The organism is Ensifer sp. GW821-FHT05G01 (assembly GCF_059419585.1).
Genome location: NZ_JBWKSC010000002.1, coordinates 624,865 through 644,838, shown reverse-complemented (window position 1 = coordinate 644,838; position 19,974 = coordinate 624,865). Strand labels below are relative to the sequence as shown.

Annotated in this window: 17 protein-coding genes and 1 pseudogene; 5 read left to right on the top strand and 13 right to left on the bottom strand. The window is 57.3% G+C overall.

What is annotated here, in order from left to right:
- Position 1: 1 nt before the first annotated feature.
- Complete coding sequence (locus tag AC07UR_RS08740; RefSeq protein ID WP_209789683.1) at positions 2-2,179, top strand: glycosyltransferase family 2 protein; 2,178 nt, start codon at positions 2-4, stop codon at positions 2,177-2,179.
- Between the two features lie 70 nt (positions 2,180-2,249).
- Here AC07UR_RS08740 and rfbA read toward each other — a convergent pair whose 3' ends face one another.
- The 13 genes from rfbA to AC07UR_RS08675 form a co-directional block, all read right to left on the bottom strand.
- Positions 2,250-3,116 (bottom strand): glucose-1-phosphate thymidylyltransferase RfbA, encoded by an 867-nt coding sequence (rfbA, locus tag AC07UR_RS08735; protein WP_209789682.1) that lies wholly within the window; start codon positions 3,114-3,116, stop codon positions 2,250-2,252.
- Positions 3,117-3,140: 24 nt separating this feature from the next.
- Entirely contained in the window at positions 3,141-4,034 is an 894-nt protein-coding gene (rfbD, locus tag AC07UR_RS08730) for a dTDP-4-dehydrorhamnose reductase (protein ID WP_209789681.1), read from the bottom strand.
- Positions 4,031-5,092 carry a dTDP-glucose 4,6-dehydratase gene (gene rfbB, locus AC07UR_RS08725; RefSeq protein WP_209789680.1) on the bottom strand — a complete coding sequence of 354 codons (1,062 nt, stop codon included), beginning with the start codon at positions 5,090-5,092 and terminating at the stop codon, positions 4,031-4,033. Before rfbB ends, rfbD begins: the two co-directional genes overlap by 4 nt.
- 58 nt (positions 5,093-5,150) lie before the next feature.
- The gene (gene rfbC / locus AC07UR_RS08720) at positions 5,151-5,714 is read right to left on the bottom strand and encodes a dTDP-4-dehydrorhamnose 3,5-epimerase (protein WP_209789679.1); all 564 of its coding nucleotides are present in this window, start codon (positions 5,712-5,714) and stop codon (positions 5,151-5,153) included.
- Positions 5,715-7,542: 1,828 nt separating this feature from the next.
- Entirely contained in the window at positions 7,543-8,568 is a 1,026-nt protein-coding gene (locus AC07UR_RS08715; RefSeq protein ID WP_209789678.1) for a sulfate/molybdate ABC transporter ATP-binding protein, read from the bottom strand.
- Complete coding sequence (cysW, locus tag AC07UR_RS08710) at positions 8,565-9,452, bottom strand: sulfate ABC transporter permease subunit CysW (RefSeq protein ID WP_209789677.1); 888 nt, start codon at positions 9,450-9,452, stop codon at positions 8,565-8,567. The genes AC07UR_RS08715 and cysW overlap by 4 nt, the downstream gene beginning before the upstream one ends.
- Positions 9,453-9,454: 2 nt before the next feature.
- Positions 9,455-10,303, bottom strand: coding sequence for a sulfate ABC transporter permease subunit CysT (cysT, locus tag AC07UR_RS08705; protein WP_209789676.1), 849 nt, complete (start codon positions 10,301-10,303; stop codon positions 9,455-9,457).
- Positions 10,304-10,367: 64 nt separating this feature from the next.
- Positions 10,368-11,354: a thiosulfate ABC transporter substrate-binding protein CysP gene (gene cysP, locus AC07UR_RS08700; RefSeq protein WP_209789675.1), complete on the bottom strand. Its 987-nt coding sequence runs from the start codon at positions 11,352-11,354 to the stop codon at positions 10,368-10,370.
- Positions 11,355-11,514: 160 nt separating this feature from the next.
- On the bottom strand, positions 11,515-12,333 hold the full coding sequence (locus AC07UR_RS08695; RefSeq protein ID WP_209789674.1) for a sterol desaturase family protein: 819 nt from the start codon (positions 12,331-12,333) through the stop codon (positions 11,515-11,517).
- Between the two features lie 92 nt (positions 12,334-12,425).
- Complete coding sequence (locus tag AC07UR_RS08690) at positions 12,426-13,223, bottom strand: 3-methyl-2-oxobutanoate hydroxymethyltransferase (RefSeq protein ID WP_209789673.1); 798 nt, start codon at positions 13,221-13,223, stop codon at positions 12,426-12,428.
- A gap of 51 nt (positions 13,224-13,274) precedes the next feature.
- Positions 13,275-14,501 carry an NAD(P)/FAD-dependent oxidoreductase gene (locus tag AC07UR_RS08685; RefSeq protein WP_209789672.1) on the bottom strand — a complete coding sequence of 409 codons (1,227 nt, stop codon included), beginning with the start codon at positions 14,499-14,501 and terminating at the stop codon, positions 13,275-13,277.
- Between the two features lie 69 nt (positions 14,502-14,570).
- Positions 14,571-14,888, bottom strand: a complete 318-nt coding sequence (locus AC07UR_RS08680) for a MocE family 2Fe-2S type ferredoxin (protein WP_209789671.1) — start codon at positions 14,886-14,888, stop codon at positions 14,571-14,573.
- Between the two features lie 37 nt (positions 14,889-14,925).
- Positions 14,926-16,017: a fatty acid desaturase family protein gene (locus tag AC07UR_RS08675; protein ID WP_209789670.1), complete on the bottom strand. Its 1,092-nt coding sequence runs from the start codon at positions 16,015-16,017 to the stop codon at positions 14,926-14,928.
- Between the two features lie 164 nt (positions 16,018-16,181).
- On the opposite strand from AC07UR_RS08675, the gene AC07UR_RS08670 reads away from it, so the two are divergent.
- The 4 genes and pseudogenes from AC07UR_RS08670 (at position 16,182) to AC07UR_RS08655 (ending at position 19,928) form a co-directional block, all read left to right on the top strand.
- Positions 16,182-17,213, top strand: a complete 1,032-nt coding sequence (locus tag AC07UR_RS08670; protein ID WP_209789669.1) for a LacI family DNA-binding transcriptional regulator — start codon at positions 16,182-16,184, stop codon at positions 17,211-17,213.
- A gap of 324 nt (positions 17,214-17,537) precedes the next feature.
- Positions 17,538-17,979: pseudogene (locus AC07UR_RS08665) on the top strand (transposase); the annotation flags it as partial.
- 375 nt (positions 17,980-18,354) lie between these two features.
- Positions 18,355-18,615, top strand: a complete 261-nt coding sequence (locus AC07UR_RS08660; RefSeq protein WP_209789668.1) for a hypothetical protein — start codon at positions 18,355-18,357, stop codon at positions 18,613-18,615.
- A 674-nt stretch (positions 18,616-19,289) separates the two neighbouring features.
- On the top strand, positions 19,290-19,928 hold the full coding sequence (locus AC07UR_RS08655) for a class I SAM-dependent methyltransferase (RefSeq protein WP_209789667.1): 639 nt from the start codon (positions 19,290-19,292) through the stop codon (positions 19,926-19,928).
- The last annotated feature ends 46 nt before the right edge of the window (positions 19,929-19,974 follow it).

Below are 19,974 nucleotides of genomic sequence, written 5' to 3'. Positions count from 1 at the left end.
CATGCTCAATGTCATTGCTCAGAATGAACTCGTTGCCGACGCTGACGGGCGCGGTCTCTGGCTGGCGGAGGGGGACGATCCATATTTCTTGATACGCTTCGCGCCGTTCCGTGAACGCTACGTCGTCATCAAATTGGCTTCTTGCAGCGGCGAAATTCAACCTAAGCTCTACGTCAATCGGGGTCAGGGTTTCAGTGAGGAAGAAGCGTTGACGGCGGGGTCAGGGAGAAACTTTCTGATTGTCGCCGATGTAGGCTCCTTCGGTACCATCTGCACTTTAAGGCTAGACCCGTCCAGCGAACCTTGCCAACTGTCTCTAGAAGTCACGGCAATTCGATCGGCAGTTGCGTTAGAGCACTACGTTTCGGTACAGCAAAGTCAGAACAGAGAACTAATTGTGGCGCGATTTTCGCGACTCCCACGGTTCTGGAAGAAGCTGCCAACAGTCAGGCTTGGAAAGCGGAAGACCGTCGCCGCGCGCTATATGGAGCAGGCCCGCATGCTGGCTCATAGGCTTTTGCCGGGTCAGCTAGGCCGCACGGATCCCTGGCTCAGCATCGTTGTTCCTGTTTATAACGCTCCAATTCGCTACTTGAATGAATTGGTCTCATCGTTTGAACAACAAAATACCGAAGGCGTGGAACTTGTACTGTCGGACGATGGTTCTGATTCATCTGACACCCTGGGCTGGTTCACTTCGCAACCAGCGAAACCAAACATTGTAATTGTGCCCAACGCTATCAACAAAGGTATAGCATTGGCAACCAATTCTGGCATCGATGCTGCGCGGGGTGAATGGGTCGCGCTGCTCGACCATGATGACGTTATCGCGCCCAACGGCCTGACGGTCATCCGAAACGCCATTGCCACGCATCCGGAAGCGGAGTTCCTCTATACGGATGAATTGGTTGTCAATGACGTGCTAGAACCGATCGGTCTAATGCTCAAGCCGGCCTATGATCCGGTGCTTTTGACCGGCGTGAACTATATAAATCACTTCTCCGTCTATCGCCGGGTGCGACTGAATGAAATCGGGAAGCTTCGTAGCGGCTTCGAAGGCTCTCAAGACTACGACCTGCTACTTCGTTATCTCGAAGGACTGGACGTCGCTAAGATCATCCACGTGCCATATCCGGCGTATTGGTGGCGGCGGACTGGAACAACCTACTCTCGCAAATTTATTGATCGAGCGACGGAGAACGCGCGCGCAGCCCTTAAGGAAAAATTCGCGCGCGCGGGAAAAGCAACCGAGGTCACTGAGGCTCTGACAACCACGCTTCACCGTATCCGGTTCGGAACAGCCGCTACAAAACGCCCGAAGATATCCATAATCATTCCGAACAAAGACTCCTACGCGCTGATGGCAACGTTGTTGAGGGGAATCTATGAACAAACCGCGTATGACAATTTCGAAGTCATCGTAGTCGACAACGGTTCCACAGAGCCCGCAACGCTGGCCCTCTACAAAGAGTATGAGCGGCGGTTCTCCTCATTTTCGTTCTACGTCAAGGAAGCCACTTTCAACTTCTCTAGGGCCATCAATGAGGGCATGGCACGCGCTTGCGGAGAACACTTCCTCCTGCTTAACAATGATGTCGAGATAATCGAGGGCGAGTGGCTTGGCGAGCTTGTCGATTGCCTATCCTATGATCACGTCGGCATTGTGGGTGCCAAGCTCCTTTATCCGGATCGGCGACTTCAACACGCGGGCGTCATTAGCGGCTTCGGTGGCCTTGCCGGCCACTGGTATTTGAACAAGCCTGAAAATTTCGGTGGGCCGATGAATCGCCTGCATGTGCGGAATTCGATGACATGCGTAACTGGTGCGGTAATGCTGATTTCTGGCGAATGCGCGCGGCAAATAGGACAGTGGGACGAGGAGAACTTTGCTGTCGCTTACAATGACGTTGATTACTGTCTTAGGGCTCACAAGGCGGGCTTCCGCATTGTCTGGACGCCATTTGCGTGCCTCATACACCACGAATCCGTTTCTCGCGGATCCGACCGGGGTGGCGAAAACCGCAAGCGGTTTGAGCGGGAGAAGGAGAACCTGAAGCGCCTACATCAAACGCACGAGTTTGATGATCCTGCGAGCAATCCCGGTTACAGCAAGGATCGTTCGGACCCAAAGATTACACCGTTTAGTTCTCTCCCCTCGCCGCGACGTTGGTTCACTTAGGAACCACTCGCCGGCGAAACTTGCTGCCGGCGCGCAAACTGCTGTGCGTCGGCCATTCCCGCTACAGAAGCTAACTTCCAAGGACACTTGTCAGGTAGCGGCCATAGGCGCTCTTGCCGTATTGACCTGCAAGTGACTCTAGTTGATTGGCATCAATAAAGCCGAGACGATAAGCAACTTCTTCAGGGCATGCAATTTTGAAACCCTGCCTGCGCTCCAGAGTTGCAACGAACTCTGACGCTTCCAAGAGACTGTCGGGAGTTCCTGTGTCGAGCCACGCATATCCTCGCCCCATTTTTTCGACATGCAGCTTACCGCGCTCAAGATATGTGCGATTAACGTCTGTGATCTCATATTCACCGCGAGCAGAGGGCTCGAGGTTGGCGGCAATATCGACGACATCCTGGTCGTAGAAATACAACCCCGTGACAGCCCAATGGGAACGAGGCCTCTCGGGTTTCTCTTCGATCGTCAGCGCCCGCATGGCCGGGTCGAATTCGACCACTCCATAGCGTTCGGGATCGTTTACATGGTAGGCGAAAACTGTCGCGCCATCTGTACGTTCCATAGCGCTTTTAAAGAGCTCGGTAATTCCATGGCCGAAGAAGATATTGTCACCGAGAATCAAGCACGATGGACTGTTTCCTACGAAGTCAGCACCGATGACGTAGGCTTGAGCAAGACCATTTGGCGACGCCTGCTCGGCATAGGACAGCGAAAGCCCCCATTTGGAGCCATCTCCCAGCAAGGCCTGAAAATCAGGCAGGTCCCTCGGCGTCGAGATAATCAATATTTCTCGAATCCCCGCCAACATCAACGTTGACAATGGATAGTAGATCATTGGTTTGTCGTAGACGGGAATTAATTGTTTCGAACTGACCAATGTCATAGGATGCAGACGAGTCCCACTGCCGCCGGCAAGTATTATGCCCTTCATTCAATAAACTCCGATTTAAACCTATTATCGTGTTAGACGGCCGACAACATCACCAGTGGAAATCTTCCAGTTGGGCAGGACTACCCCGTGATGTTCGGCGATGTGCTCGCAGCTAAGCTGTGAATTAGCAGGACGTTGTGCCGGCGTCGGATATTCGTGCGTGGAAATGCGGTTTATCTTGGCAAACGGCCCACCCAACGTTTTGGAAACTCTAAATATTTCCTCGGCGAACTCGGCCCAAGTTGCGGCACCTCGTCCAGTTAGGTGGAAGATCCCGCGCAGGGCAAGATCGTTCGAACCCAAGAGGTTTCGTCCAACCGTCAAGATTGCATCCGCAATATCGAGCGCCGAGGTCGGATTGCCGACTTGATCGTCAACAACGCTCAATTCCGGCCGCGTCTCGGCTGCACGAAGCATTGTCCGTAAGAAATTCTTGCCAAATGGGCTGTAGACCCAGGCGGTGCGGAGAATTGCGTGGTTCTCTTGCGAAGACGCTACCAGTTGCTCGCCCAACAACTTGCTTCTCCCATAAACGCCCAACGGAGCCACTGGGTCGCTCTCGACATAGGGTCCAGCTTTGCTGCCGTCGAACACATAATCGGTCGACAAATGAACAACCGGAACATCAAGTGTTTTTGCGACCCGTGCAACCACAGCTGGCCCTTCAGCATTGACTGCAAAGGCATCGCTTTCGTTGCTTTCGGCCTGGTCGACAGCCGTATAGGCAGCGGCCGACACGATCAGGTCGGGCCGCGCCGTTTCGATAGAACGCGCTATCGTTTCAGCATTCGCCAAATCAAAGTCTGGGCGCCCGATCGCAACAATCTGCACATCCTCACACTGCGAACTGCGCACTGCGAGTGACTGAACAACTTGCCCAGTCAGCCCGGTCACAACAAAGCGCCAGGGGCGGCTCATTGTGCGGCACCGGTCTTCAGCAACCCAAGACGCGTACCTTCGTAGCCTTCACGAAGAGGCGCCCACCACCAGACATTGTCGAGGTACCAGCGCACTGTCTTTTCGATGCCGGTATCAAAAGTCTCTTGCGCCCTCCAACCAAGTTCATTCTCCAATTTGGTCGCATCAATTGCGTAGCGGACGTCATGGCCTGGCCGGTCCGTCACAAACTGGATCAAGTCCTCGTGAGGCCTACTCGAAGGGTTGAACTCATTCATCAGCGCGCAAATGCGCTTGACCACATCAATGTTGCGGCGCTCATTGCGCCCTCCAACATTGTAAGTTTCGCCGATTCTGCCCTTGGCTGCGATCACATCGAGAGCGCGGGCGTGATCATCAACAAACAGCCAATCTCGAATGTTGGCGCCGTTGCCATAGACTGGAAGGGGCTTTCCCTCCAGCGCATTCAGAATAACCAACGGGATCAGTTTTTCAGGGAAGTGGTAGGGACCATAGTTATTCGAACAATTCGATACTACGATCGGCATGCCGTAGGTATGCGCCCAAGCCTTTGCGAGATGGTCAGATGCAGCTTTGGACGCCGAATAGGGAGAACTTGGGTCATAGGCTGTTGTCTCGGAAAACAACCCATCTTCGCCAAGCGAGCCATAAACCTCATCTGTCGAAACATGCAGAAAGCGAAACTGGCTTTGCAACTCCCGCGTTAGCCCCGCCCAATAGCTACGCGCGCATTCGAGCATATTAAAGGTACCGAGTATATTGGTCTCCACAAATGCCCTTGAGCCGGTAATAGAACGATCCACATGGCTTTCGGCTGCCAAGTGCATTACACGGTCAGGTTTGAATGTCGAAAACGCCTCCGAGATCGCCTTTGCATCACAAATGTCTGCCTTGAGGAAGCGGTATGAAGACGCAGACTCCACTTGCTTCAGCGATGAAAGCGTCGCGGCGTAGGTGAGCTTGTCGACGTTCAGTACCTCGTAGCCTTTATCAAGAACGAGATGACGAACGAGAGCCGATCCTATGAAACCCGCCCCACCTGTGATCAGAACGCGCATGTTTCGATTTACTCCGATAATTTGATTGAATTGGCGTCAAACCGCCGGTCCTTGCCGGTTAGGAGGCGAAGACAAAGTTGGTTTGGAGATCTGCCAACACCGGTTGCCTCTGATCTTTGTCGGAAAGAATGGCGACATCCGTCGTCACCGGCCACTCGATCGCAATATCTGGATCGTTCCATAGCAGTCCGCGGTCATACTCAGGAGAGTAGTAGTCGGTTACCTTGTAGCTGATCACAGTATTCGGCTCTAGTGTGCAAAATCCGTGTGCAAAGCCAGGCGGAACCCACAGCTGACGAGCATTAATTGCAGTCAGTTCGGCCGTCACGAACTGCCCATAAGTTGGCGATCCGTTTCGAATATCTACGGCCACATCAAGTAGCGCACCCGCTGTGCAAGATACAAGCTTTCCTTGAGCACGGGGGTTGAGCTGAAAATGCAGCCCTCGAACGGTTCCCGCTTCGGCAGAAAATGAACGATTATCCTGGACAAAGGAGAAGGGTCCGACCTCCGCCTCGAACTGATCTAGCCGAAACGTTTCCATGAAATAGCCGCGAGAATCGCCGAACTTCTTAGGCGTAATTATTACAACATCCTGAATAGCCGTCCGTTCGAAAAGCATTTAGTCCCCATCGACAATGAATCCAGTGGGTGCGTTTCAACCACACCAAAGACCCAAGCGCAACATGGATGTGAATGAGATGTCGTGAGGGGCCTGCAACTCTGATGTGCACATCGCGCCTATATCCACTGCACCGACGAATTCGCAACATGGCCCGACGCCAACACATACAACCCTGAGTAAGCCTCGTGGCCCAACGTAGAAAGTGCAAGACCAAGCATTGAGCTTCAGCAGGATGGGCCCCCAACAGCCGCATGACTTCAACCTGAAAAACGTCTGAAGAATTTCAAGGTTTGGCTATCTGGATGGGAACCTAGCACGCAATTCCATCACAGGCTTATGAGTATCTGCTGGCCGAGAGGGAGTTGAACTTTAGGTCGGACGCTTCGGCGAGAGCTAGGACGGTGCTTTCGCGGAAACGAGCACGAGACCTTGGTCATTCCCCGAGGCGCCGAGGTGCGCGCCTGCTTCAATCAGACATTTAACGTCCGTCAGCTGTTTCCTACAAACCTTGCTAATCTCCGGCGTCGGTGGTGGTGGCTCGCGGCGCTTGGCTGCCGGCCGCGGCAGTGGCGAGGCCCGACAGCGCAGCAAAGATTCCTGCCGGTATCGATTCGAAAAAGGCGGCAGAGCCAGCTGCGCGCCGGATAAATGTGCAGCAAACAGCCTCAGGCGGACGCTCCACGCAGAGTCAAGCAAGGGCGGCCAGTTGCGGATTGGCTCATGGTGGTGGACTTCTGGGGTGGTTACATCGGGCGAACGCCCCCCGCCGAAGAGGTTGCGATCAGGGTGTGCTAAGAAATAAAAGGCCCCATCTCCTACAAGTAGGAGACGAGGCCACGTCTGAGCGTTCGAATTCACAGACGCCGCGATTTTGCCTTTTTTTAAGCGTCGCCGCAACACGGTTTATACGAAAGATTCAAAATTGTGCTGGAAAAGATTCAAAATTGTGCTGGAAGAGAGTAATAACATCTATTGCCACCGCCGGTCGCCCGCACCAATAAGTACGACGGGAATTCTCGGTTCCAGTGCTCCAGGAAGCCATATGGCACAATCTCCTCAGGCGGAATGATCATGCATTGATCGGTATATTCCGAAGCATCAACAATCAGTCCTGCGTCCTCGAAGATCAAGCGAAAGGCTTCTTTGCTGAACGGAAGAAATCGCTCGAGTGTCCTTGAACCGGGAAGCATTACTGGACGTCAAGTCTGCTCAAGTTTGGCCGTATGGCGCGCGGATCACGAAACTTAAAATGGGCAGCAAGCGTCGGGTCTCGATCGACCAAATCGCGCCATTCGTTTTCGGTGATGAGGCCTAGTCGATACTGCTTGACCATAAACTTTCGCTCGTGATCGAGAGGCGGCAGTTCGGATGACTCAGTGGATCCGAACATGAACACGTCTACAATTGTACGCAGGAGGTGCCGCATCGCGCTACTATGGTCTGGACGTGCGTTTTCAGCAATCCCTCGACACCTGATTACCCGCCGACTCTCACGCGGCATCGATCAAACTGGGCCGGCGGACTGGCAAGAGAAACGCAAGGTACATTCCTTACTCGGCGTGTGACCAAGTGCTCGAATTGATTTGAATTGAACCGAAGACCTCGAAATCCACAGCGCGGCGTGCGGTTCTATCGTTGTGAAAATGAATGATCAGAGATATCAACTTCAATCTGAAGGATGGATGGATGGAACATGACAACTAAATCCACCCTTTTATCCCGCATTGAAGATGGCGTTCCTCGGGAGCCCGTCAAAGCAATCTGAATAGCTGGCATGTCCGGTCAAGTGATTGCATGGTCCGTGCATCCGGGCGCCCGCACTCCGTCAGATACCTCTCTTGAAAACCTGCGCGTTCCTAAGGCTAATCCCAGCCCCCCGAGACAGATCGGTTTCAGCTTTTTCAGTGATTTCAAACTCCACGCGAACACCATCTTTGGTCGTACCAACGACGCTCAACCCATCGGGCCTATGGAGGAAACGTTCGATCTCCACCGGAATTCCTCCCCCATTCTTCTGCCAAACCACATCCCGTGGCCTCACCAAGACGTCGACCGGACCATCTTCGGTAGATGCGATACCTGTTGCCGTCTGGCCGACAAAAACGAAACCGTCCCGCGCCACGCCTGGAAACTTGTTCACGTCCCCGAGAAACTGCATAACAAAGGCTGAGCCCGGATGCCGACAAACGTCCGCAGGCGTGCCCTCCTGGACGATCTTCCCTTCGTTGAGGATGACCACTTGGTCGGCGAGGTCCAGCGCCTCCTCCTGATCGTGCGTCACGAAGAGGGTCGTGATGCCGAGTTCGTCGTGGATCTCTCGCAACCAGCGGCGGAGATCGCGGCGAACATTGGCATCAAGTGCACCGAAGGGTTCGTCGAGAAGCAGCACCTTTGGATCGACGGCGAGTGCGCGGGCGAGCGCCACGCGCTGACGTTGGCCGCCGGAAATCTGGCCGGGGAAACGGTCTCCGAGGCCCTCGAGCCTGACCAACCGTAGGAGTTCCAAAACACGCGTGGCGACTTCCGACTTGCTGCGCCTGGTCTTGGAGACCTTCATGCCGAAGGCGATGTTTTCGGCGACCGTCATATGGGGAAAGAGCGCATAGTGCTGAAACACGAAGCCGACGCCGCGGTCGCGCACCGGGATGTCGGTCGCATCCTGATCACCGAAGTAGATGTGGCCGCCATCAGCGTATTCGAGACCGGCGACCATACGCAGGATCGTTGTCTTTCCAGAGCCGGAAGGGCCAAGAAGCGCCACCAGCTGTCCGCTCTCGATGTCGAGCGAGACGCCGTGCACGGCGCGGAACGTATCGAAGGTTTTGACGACCTGGTCGAGACGGATTTTCATGGGCGGATTCCTGCGTTCTGTTCCTTGGCGGCAGCGGCAAGCGCCGGCCGGCGGCCGGCGCCGCGGCGCTCGAGCGCGACCTTGGCAATGATGGTGACGACGGCAAGCGTCGCGAGGATCGAGGCGGCGGCAAAGGCACCGGCCGCCTGGTAATCGTGATAGAGCAACTCGATATGGAGCGGCAGCGTGTTGGTCTGTCCGCGGATGTTGCCGGAGACCACGGAGACGGCGCCGAATTCACCCATGACGCGGGCATTGCAGAGAACGACGCCGTATAGCAGCGCCCATTTCACATTGGGAAGCGTCACGGAAAAGAACGTGCGCCAGCCCGAAGCTCCAAGCGAGGTTGCCGCCTCTTCCAGGTCCCTGCCCTGAGCCTGCATCAGCGGAATGAGCTCGCGGGCGACAAACGGTGCCGTTACGAACATCGAGGCAAGGACGATGCCCGGCAAGGCAAACAGGATCTTGATGTCGGCAGCCTCAAGCAACGGACCGAACAGGCCCTGCAGACCGTAGACGAAGAGATAGGCGACACCCGCGACAATCGGCGAGATCGAGAACGGGATCTCGATGACGACAAGGAGTGCACGTCTTCCCCAGAAGTCGAACTTGGTGATCGCCCAGGCGGCAGCAAGACCAAAGGCGGTGTTGACGGGAACGGCGATCAAGGCCGTCGCGACCGTCATGAAAATGGCGTGACGCGTATCAGGATGGGCGATGGTGGCACCATAGGCCTTCAACCCTTGGCTGAAAGCTTCGACCGCGATCACGATCAGTGGTGCTAACACCAAAATGGCGCCGAAGAACAGCGTCGTGCCGATCAGCACGCGGCGGATGATCGGCCCGTCGCCAACGCGCGGCGGTTTGCGTCTGGTCAGCGTCATCCTCAAGACCTCGCGGTGTAGCGCAAAGCACGCGCCTGCAGGAGATTGGTGGCGGCCAGCATCAGGAAGGCGGTGATCAAAAGCACCGAGGCGATCGCGGCAGCTGCCTGATAGTCGTATTCCTCAAGCCGGATGAAGGCGAGCAATGCGGTGATTTCGGTTTCCATCGGCTGGTTGCCGGCGATGAAGATGATCGCGCCGAATTCGCCCAGCGACCGGGCGAAGGAAAGTGACAGGCCCGCAAGCAAAGCCGGCATCAGCAAGGGCAGAATGACGCGCACGAAGATCGCGCTGTCCGATCCGCCGAGAGATTGCGCGGCCTCCTCCAGTGCAGGATCGAGGTCTTCAAGCACTGGCTGTACCGTACGGACGATGAAGGGCAGGCTGGTGAAGCACATGGCGACCATGATGCCGAGCGGCGTGTAGGCCACCTTGATGCCGAGAGGCGCAAGCAGCGCGCCGAACCAGCCGTTCGACGCAAAGAGCGTCGTCAAGGCGATGCCGGCAACGGCCGTCGGCAGGGCAAAGGGCAGATCGACGATCGCGTCGACAATGCGCCTTCCCGGAAAGCGGTAGCGAACAAGAACCCAGGCAAGCGCCAGACCGAAGACGAGATTGAATGCGGTGGCGACGAGGGCCGAAAGCACGGTGACGCGATAGCTCGCGACGGCGCGCGGCGACGACACAATCGCCCAATATTCGGCGGGTCCGAGGCTGGCCGCCATGAAAACCAGAGCCGCCAAGGGCAGCACGACGATCAGCCCGACATAAAAGAGGGTGATGCCCAGCGACAGAGGAAGTCCGGGCAGAACATTGCGTTTCAAGTGATCGCCTCCACGGCGGCATGTCATTCATTCACGGCAGAACCCGGCGAGCAGAACTCGCCGGGCGAAAGGTTGGGCCTGTTATCGCCTGTTAGCGATTGCCGTAGATCTGGTCGAGAGCGGCACCGGCGGCGAAGTGTTCGTCCTTGATCTTACCCCAGCCACCGAAGACGTCTTCGACCTTTACCAGGCGGATCTCCGGAAACTGGTCCTTGAACTGGGCCGCGACTTTCTCGTTGTGGACGCGGTGACCGTATTCAGCCGCGATCTTCTGGCCCTCTTCGGTGTAGAGGAAATCGAGGTAGGACTTGGCGAGGTCGCGAGAGCCACGCTTTTCCGCAACCTTGTCGACGACGGCGACCGGGAATTCGGCAAGCAGGCTGACCGACGGCACGACACTTTCGAACTTGTCGGTACCGTACTGCTTGGCGATCGAGCGGGTTTCCGCTTCGAAGGTGATGATCACGTCGCCGATTTCGCGCTCAACGAAGGTCGTGGTTGCCGCACGGCCACCGGTGTCGAAGACCGGAACGTTGTCGAAGACCTTTTTGACGAATTCGGTGACCTTGGCCGGATCATCCTTGAAGGCTTCCTTGGCATAGGCCGTTGCCGCCAGATAGGTGTAGCGGGCATTGCCCGATGTCTTCGGGTTCGGGAAGATCACCTTCACGTCGTCACGGGCGAGATCACCCCAGTCCTTGATGCCCTTCGGGTTGCCGGCACGCACCAGGAAGGACGGGAAAGAATAGAAGGGAGAAGCGTTGTTCGGAAACTCCTTCTGCCAACCCTCGGCGACGAAACCGTTCTTTGCCAGGAAGTCGATGTCGGTGACCTGGTTGAAGGTGACGACGTCAGCCTCAAGACCTTCGACGATGGCACGCGCCTGCTTCGAGGTGCCGGCATGCGACTGGTCGACCGTGATCCCCGGATGCGCCTTGATGAAGGCTTCGTTCTCGGCCGCAAAGATCTCCCGGGCGATATCGTAGGAGGCATTGAGAAGGGTCGTCGGCGCATCGGCGAAGGCCGGTCCGCTCAGGAGCGCGACAAACGCAGCGCCCGCGATCAGCAGTTTCTTCATGGGTCTCTCCGGTGGAATAGAGGCGGTAGGTTGCATGAAACCTAGCGGCAGCTAGCGGAGACGACGAGGCACGGTGATCTGAGGTTGTTTCCTGAGCGGGAAAATTCACCTAACGATCTCGAATATCAGAGAAAATGGCGTTGCGGACGAGTCCCGCGGATTACCGATCGGACGTTGCTGCTGCTTCTTGTGCTGGGGCAGATTGCGACGGTCGCTTGAGACTGATGGCCGGTGCCTCTCCTTCAAATACCTCGACACGCCGATCATAGACCGGCGAGATCGTGCCGAGAACGCGATCCCAGAAGGAGAAGTAGTTGGCATAGTTGTATTTGAACTCGGCGTGGTGCTGGTCGTGATAGGTGGTGCAGAGCAGCGGCCAGGGGTAGCGCGCCGTCGGCGAAGCAAAATATTCAAAGCCCGCATGCCCGAACGTGCCATTGATCTGGTCGAACAACCGGTGCGCCAGCAGAATCAGCGGCGGAAATGGCACCACGAAGGTGATGACGGCGTAGTAGCCTTGCGACAGGGCGGTGTCGACCAGACCGATCGAATCGTTGCTCCACACGGTCGGAGCCACGCTGCGGTGGTGCAGAAGATGATATTTGTAGAACAGCTTGGTGTGCAGCAGCCGATGGGCAAAATAGAACCACGCGTCGAACAGCACCATGCAGAGCAGGAAAAGCGGCACAGCCGTCCACCAACTGAAGTCCCAGGGTGCAAACAGGGTCCACCCTTGGTATTGGACAAAGACACCGATCGCGACGGACGTACAGGTCACCAGGATGGACGCCATGCTCTGGCGGATCTCGACCGCTTTTCTCTTCTCGCCTCGCCGCTCCTTCTGGATACGACGCTCCGGGTTGCGGTCGTTCAGCCAAGTGATGCCGTAGCCGAGCGCAAAATAGACGAGCACCGTGGCGGCATAGATAACTGCGAGAATGGCGAGAAAAGTCAGGGTACCCTGGACGAACGCGTTCAAGTGGAGATCCGGTGCTGCAGGTGGGAGATAAACAGACAGGCTGAATACACCAACCGGACCGCGCAAGGCAAGGCGAGGCAAAGCTTCCCGGCCTACGCCCGCTCCATATCCGACAAGAAGGAGTTCAGTTCTGCCTTGTCGATCCCGACGAGATGGCTCTTCTCTGGATAGACACCGGAACGCACGTCTTCTGCAAACTCCGAGTAAGCGGCAATACGTTCGCGTTGCAGCCGCTCATATTCGACGGCAAAGTTGCGGTAGATCTTGGCGTGGCGAGGAACATGGCCACGGTTGGCGCCAAGCACATCATCACTGAAGAGGTATTGCGCGTCGCAGCCCGTACCCGCGCCCATAGACAGCATCAGCATCGACGTCTTGGCGCTGATGGCCGCTGCGACCTCGCCCGGCACCACTTCAATCTCGGCGGCAAAGGCGCCCGCCTCTTCCAGTGCCTTGACCTGCCGCCAGATTTCGAGCGCACTTGCCGCCGTCTTGCCGACCGCTCGAAACCCACCGGTCCAGGTGGCCTTGGAGGGAATGAGGCCGACATGGCCGCAGACCGGAATGCCCTCGTCGCGCATGTGGCGAACGGTAGAAAGGCTTGCCGCGCAATAGACGGCATCTCCTCCCGCCTTCAGCGCCTTGAACGCGGCGCGGATGTATTCATCGGCAGTAACAAGGTCGCCGTATTCGAGGCCAGGAAAGGCAAAGCAGGTGGGCGCGACTTCGCGAAACTCCGGACCGAGCAGGGCCGGCGGCACGGAGACCAGGTCGATCCCGGCCATTTCGGCCGCCTCGGCCTCCTCAAGCGTTTCCACCCGCAGCATCGTCAATTGTCTCTTGCCCTTGATCGACAGGAGGTCGGCAACAGTAGGGCGGCGGTTTCGCATCGGGATCTCCGGATATCGGTTTTTGTTATGAATGAGGAAATGCAACCCGCTTCAGGCGGCGAGCAGCGCCTTCAGCTTGGTTTCGGTTGAGCCCAGCGCCTGCGGACTTGGCCGCTTGCCGGCAGCAATCAGCATCTCGGCAAGGCGAATGTCGCGCGCAACGGCGTTTCCTTTGCCGATGCCGCTGGCACTGATCAGCCGGCCGCTGGCGTCAAGATGGAAGAGAATGAAGGCACCATCGCCAAGGTCGCGCCGCACCGTCGCCACAGCCCCTTCGGCAAGCCCTGCAATCTGCAGGGTGAGGTCGTATTGATCGGACCAGAACCACGGCACGCTGTCGATCGGCTCGGCTGCTCCCAAAAGATTGGCCGCGGCGAGCGTTCCCTGATCCTGCGCGTTGCGCCAGGCCTCAAGCCGTATGCGCCGGCCGCCATAATGTCCAAGCGGAAAGGAGCAGCAATCGCCCGCTGCAAATATGTTGGGGTCGGCGGTGCAAAGCGTCTCGTCGACGGCAATGCCATTGTCAACGACAAGGCCTGCAGCCTCGGCCAGGGCCGTATTCGGCACGGCGCCAATGCCGACAACGACCAGGTCGGCGACAAGGCTGTCGCCATCGCCCAGCTGAATATGCGCCCGCTCCTCGCCCGCCTCGATGCCGACGATCCTCACGTTGCAGCAGATATCGACGCCTTCCAGCCTATGTCTTTTGGCAACGACAGCGGCGATTTCTTCCGGCACGCCGCGGGACAGCACGCGTGGCAGCCCCTCGAGAATAACAACATCCGCGCCGAGTTTGCGGGCGGTCGCCGCAAGTTCCAGACCGATAAACCCGCCACCGATGATGGCGATCACCTTCCCAGGCGCAAGATGCAAACGGATGGCTTCGGCATCGGCATGCGTGCGGAGAACCCGGATCAATGGCGTTGCCTGCGGCTGACCTGGAAAATGCCTGGGGCTTGCACCGGTCGCAAGTAGCAGCCGGTCATAGGAAAGTTCCCGCCCATCGGCCATTCGCACCGTCTTGGCAGCGCGATCGATACCCTCCACTGGCGCATCGGTGAGCACCTTGATCCCCTCGGACCGATAGCGGTCGGCATCGGCGACATGTTTCGGACCCTTCTGCTCAACCAGGCCCTCCTTTGAGAGCGGCGGCCGCTCGTACGGTAGATGCGGTTCGGCACCGATGAGCGTGATCTCGCCCTCGTAGCCCTTTTCCCGAAGGCCGAGCGCCGCCCGAGCCCCACACTCGCCAGCGCCGACGATGACAATTCTGTTCATGGGCCCATTCATGTGCGGCGTGTTCATGTGCCTCTCCCAATTTTCATGTCGGCTGCCATCAACGCCCGCTCAAGCGAGCGCGATGAAAACGCTGCCAGCCTCGACCTTGACCGGATAGGTCTTCAGGTTAACGCAGACGGGCGCGCCCTTGGCCTGGCCAGTCTTGTAGTTGAAGCGGCCATTGTGCTTCGGACATTCGATGATGTCGTCCATCACCAAGCCGTCAGCGAGGTGGATATGCTCGTGGGTGCAGAGACCGTCGGTCGCAAAGTATTCGTCGTCGGGGCTGCGGTAGACCGCAAAGGTGCGTCCCTCATGGTCGAAGCGGATGACATCCTCCTCGTCGATCTCATCGGCCGCGCAGACCTCGATCCAATTGGCACTCATGAGTTTTCCTCCAGATGTTGTTTGTTGAGGGGAATGACTATTCGGCGGCATGCACAAGCGCATCGCCGTGAAACTCTTCCCGGTAGGGTTTTGCCGTCGGCGGCAGTTCGCGCTTTAAGAAATAGTCTTCATTCCGCAGTTGACGCAGGAAGGCCGGGATCATCTCGCGATAGCCGTGGAGCATGGATGGGTTCGGCTCCGGCAGGTCATGTTTGATCATTGCGTGCAGCCGCGGCAGCGCGTGATAGGGCACCATCGGGAACATGTGATGTTCGACGTGGTAGTTCATGTTCCAGTAGATGAAGCGGCTGATCGGGTTCATGTAGACGGTGCGGCTGTTCAGCCGGTGGTCCGTGACGTTGTCGGCAAGCCCGCCATGCTGCAGCAGGCCCGTCAGCACGTGATGCCAGGCGCCGTAGAGGCGCGGCAGGCCAATCAGCATCAAGGGCAGGATCGAGCCGAGGTATAAGGACAGGCCGATCGTGGCGAGATAGATCGCAAACCAGATGCGCGCGACGCGGATTGCCTTCGGCTGCTCCATTTCCGGGATGAAAGTCTTCTCGGCGGCACTGATGACGCCGAATGCGTTGCGGACCATGTCGACCACGGCATGCCAGACATCGAGAATGCCGAAGAAGTTCAGCACCAGCCGAAGCAGATCCGGTGGGCGCATGACGGCAATTTCAGGGTCCCGGCCGACGATAACAGTGTCGGTGTGATGCCGGGTATGGCTCCAGCGCCAGGTCACCGGGTTGCGCATGATCATGAAACAGGCGACCTGGTAGACGACGTCGTTCATCCACATCGTCTTGAACGCCGTGCCATGACCACATTCGTGCCAGCGACTGTCGGACGCCGAGCCATAGAGGACGCCGTAGGCGAGAAAGAAGGGAACGGCCCACCAGGTTCCCCAGAAGTAGACGCCGAGGCCGCCGAAGATGATGAGACTGCCGAACCAGATGGCGGTATCGCGAATGGCTGGACCATCCTCGCGCTTCATCAGTTCCTTCATCTGCTTGCGCGGGATCTCGGTGTGGTACCACTCGGCAGCGGACAGCCCGTTGGCGACTGCTGCCTGGGCGTCGCCCCCAAGCAGGCTGTAATCACGCTTTGTCGGAACCATCACCATCCGTTCATCCTCCAGTAATCGACCGCACGCCGCCGGCCATTTCTTGTCTCTTGGAACTGACGATAGTTGACTTTTGCAAGTTCTCAATGCAGTGATGATATATTCTCTCAAATACCATCAAACCTCGCATTTCATGAATGATGTAATCATTTCAGGGGCGGCCTATGAGCAACAGACCTACGATCGCCGATCTCGCCCGCGCTGCAGGCGTCAGCGTCGCCACCGTGGACCGCGTTCTCAATGGCCGGCATCCCGTGCGCGAAGAGACGGCGCGCCGGGTCTATGACGCCGCCAAGGGCATCGGCTATCACGCGGTCGGCCTGCTGCGTCAGCGGGTCTTCGAGGATCTCCCGCAGTACCGTCTCGGCTTCCTGCTGCAGAAGCCGCAGCAGGCCTTTTATCAGATTGTCGCCAAGGAAATGGAGAACGCAGCCCTCGCGCTTTCAACCGTCCGCGCGTTGCCACAGGTGGAATTCGTCGCCAACTCAACGCCCACTGGAATCACCGAGAAACTGCGAGCAATGGCCGCCCGCAATCAGGCAATTGCGCTTGTTGCACCGGATTATCCTGCCGTGACTGCCGTCGTCGAAGAGTTGAAGGCGCGCGGGATCCCGGTCTTCTCGCTGCTTTCCGATTTTGCCGCCGGCGTGCGTGAAGGTTATGTCGGCCTGAACAATCACAAGGTCGGCAGGACTGCCGCCTGGATGATTGCCAAGGCAGCGAAGCGGCCCGGCAAGGTCGCGGCATTCGTCGGCAGCCATCGGTTTCTCGGCCACGAACTGCGCGAAATCGGCTTCCGGTCCTATTTCCGCGAGCACGCCCCTGACTTCGAAGTGCTCGACACGATGGTCAATCTCGATACGGCCGAAATCACCCACGAAGCGACGCTCAATCTATTGCAACGCCACCCGGATCTGATCGGCTTCTACGTCTGTGGCGGCGGCATGGAAGGCGCAATCTCGGCGATCCGCGAGGAAAAGCTCGAAGGCAAGCTGATCGCCGTCGTCAATGAGTTGACCCCGGAATCGCGAGCCGCTCTCGCCGACGATGTCGTGACACTCGCGATCTCGACGCCGACCGCAGCCCTTGCCCGAGAGACGATCAGCCTGATGATACAGGCGATCGACAAGGGGCCAACAGGTGCACCTGGGCAGACCTTCCTGCCGTTTGATCTGTTCACGCCGGAGAACATCTGACGACCGAGCTAGATGATCCTGAACTTCGAAACAAAAGGTATATCAGGCACCCGTCAACATCTCTAACTGTCACCACCTCTCAAAAATTACAGAAAACCCCTTAGCCGCAATACTCTTGCAAACTTTTTACCGTGACCAAATAAAGCACCATTTGGCCACTATGCTCACCGAGCGAATCTTATTACAAGTCAGTTTACTTTTACCTACCTACTGTGGCGACTTTTACTCCGCAGCTGAAAGTCGCGATCGAGGGCACCGGATCGAGCGCAAGGCACGTCACGAGCAAAATCCCGGTGGAGATTTTGACGAACATCAGCAGAAATGAAACGCGTCAGGCTTCTCGTGCGCACTCAGAGATTCACTTGTGATGCCGTACTCTGCAGAAAACCGATATTCACAGAGCGGTTCGGCGATGTGCCGCCCCTATGCCAGACGAACCGGGCGCCTCGAGCATCTCGTCCACCATCTGGCTCTGGCACTTGGTGGACGCCCGGCTGCGCGTTTTGCCCGGCGGCTTATGCTTCCAGTCGGCAACGACAGTCTTCTGCGCGTCATCCGCAGGCGCGGACTTCCGCCCTCGGCTCCAGCCTCCGTGAATGGCATTGATGATTGGGCGTGTCGTCGCAATCATCGCTACGGCTCGATCGTGCATGATCTGGAACGTCGGCGGCCGGTCAGCCTGCTGCCGGACCGCAAACCAGCGACGGCAGAAGCTTGGTTGCGGCAGAACGCTCAAGTCCAGATCATCGACCGCGACCGTGGTGGCGCTTAGAGTACGCGTACGTTATGACAACGGCATTGAGGATCCGACCCAGATTTAGACCGGCATGGGAGGAGTCGGGCGAGATTTGGAACCGCCGGGGCTTGGGAGGGTTACTGGTCGCAGTCGCGACGAAGGCGCTTTATGAAGCGAAAAGGCCTCCACTCCTGCAAAGCAAGAGAAGAGGCCCCGTCTGAGCGTTCGAATTCACAGACGCGGCAATCTTGCATTTTTCGCAGCTGGCAGCAAGCGCGAGCAATCACTTCGCGCAAGCCCCGCCGTGTTGATGCGTCGCGACATGGTCTCAACCTCTTTAGTTTTCAGGGAAGCATGCGATAGTTGAATGTGCGGCAAAGTCAGGTCGGGTCAGGAGAGACCGTTATGGACCTTGAAAAGATCGGTCGATCCCGCTTGAAAATGAGGCTTCCAACGTTGCGCGCGTTGATTGACGCGCAACAGAGCCCGGTCTTTCGCGCATTGTCTGAAGAGTATGCGGTTGCCTGGATAGCCCGAGATCAGTTGAGCGTCGCACACCGCTATGACCCCGGTGATCTCTACGATTTGGAGGTTATCTGCGCCGAGATCGAAAGAGACGTCGACCGTCTGCTAGGGACATCGAACGTCAGGCAGCGCCGGAACTAGTGCGTCTTGGCGGGTAGCCGACTTAAGGCCGGTACGCCTTGATTGAAGTATCGTATTCGACCATCGACAACTTGTCATTGTTTTGGGCTAATCTGCCGTCCCAAAGCGGAGGGCAGGCATCAACATGAATGGTTGGAACAAGGACGGCCGAGGCGGTGTGAAGGCGGCGCCGATCGTTGGCTGGAAGACTGCGACGCTTATGAACCAGACCTCAGACATTTTCCTTCGCCCCGAATTCAGTGTGCCCCCCGATCTGGATGGCGTCTCAGCGCTGCAGTTTGGACTGACCGCACTTCAAGCCAGAGCACTCAGCGAACAACTTGTGGCACACGCTGACCGGCTGGGACCCTGGACGACATTCCCTTCCGCAAACCCAGTCGGCTTAGTCCCAACCGTTGGAGCGGGCAGATGGGGTATGATTGGGATGGCGCGCGCTGGCCTCGGATGAAGGTGATTAGATACGGAACCGCCGTGGCTCTGGCGAATCTGCTCGTCGCGGTCGCGATGCGGGAGCGGTCTTGACTGTCAGCCGTTGAGTGTGCAGATATTTTGCGCTTCTACCAGCGAGGGAAGAAATGGCAAAGTGCCCTATTTGCGGCAGCAGACAATTCGGTGTGTATAATGGACGCCTGAACGCGCGATGCGTCGGGTGCGGTTCCAAGGAACGCGGGCGAATGCTGGCGCTTGCAATCCGGAAATTAGCACCCCCGCCAAGCAAGAAACCGATGCCGGTTTATCATTTTGCGCCCGATCTAGGGGTCTGCGACCTTCTGCAAGCGCGTTATAGTGGCGCCTATGCCCCAGCCGATTTCGCACCGGAAGAATACGCATGGATGAAGACCCCTGTGCGTAAGGTCGACTTAAGCCGACCGCTCGACTACATGGCGCCAAACAGTGTTTATGGAATGGTCCACTCACACGTGCTTGAGCACGTGCCTGGATCGATCGATAAGATCATAACTGATATGAACCGCGCCATCGCACCCGGCGGTTTCCATCTATTCCAAGTTCCGATTGAAACAGGTTGGTACCGGGAAGACATGGACCCAAACATGGCAACCTCGGAGCGCGAGCGAGTTTTCAAGCAGTTCGACCACCTTCGCGCCTTCGGCCAGAAGGACTTCGAAGACCGTTGCCTTCGCCTTTTTGATGGCTTCGATCAGATAGACCTGCGTAAACACCTTGACGAGGAAGACCTAGCCCATGCCGCAGTTCCGGCGAGCTCGCTCACGAGCAACACAGGGCACACGGCTTTTATGTTCATCAAGAAGACCGAGCCGAGGTCGTTGCTATCAAGACTTTTGCGTAGGTGACGTAGCGCATCACTAAACATGAAGAGATGACCGCCGACACGGTTTG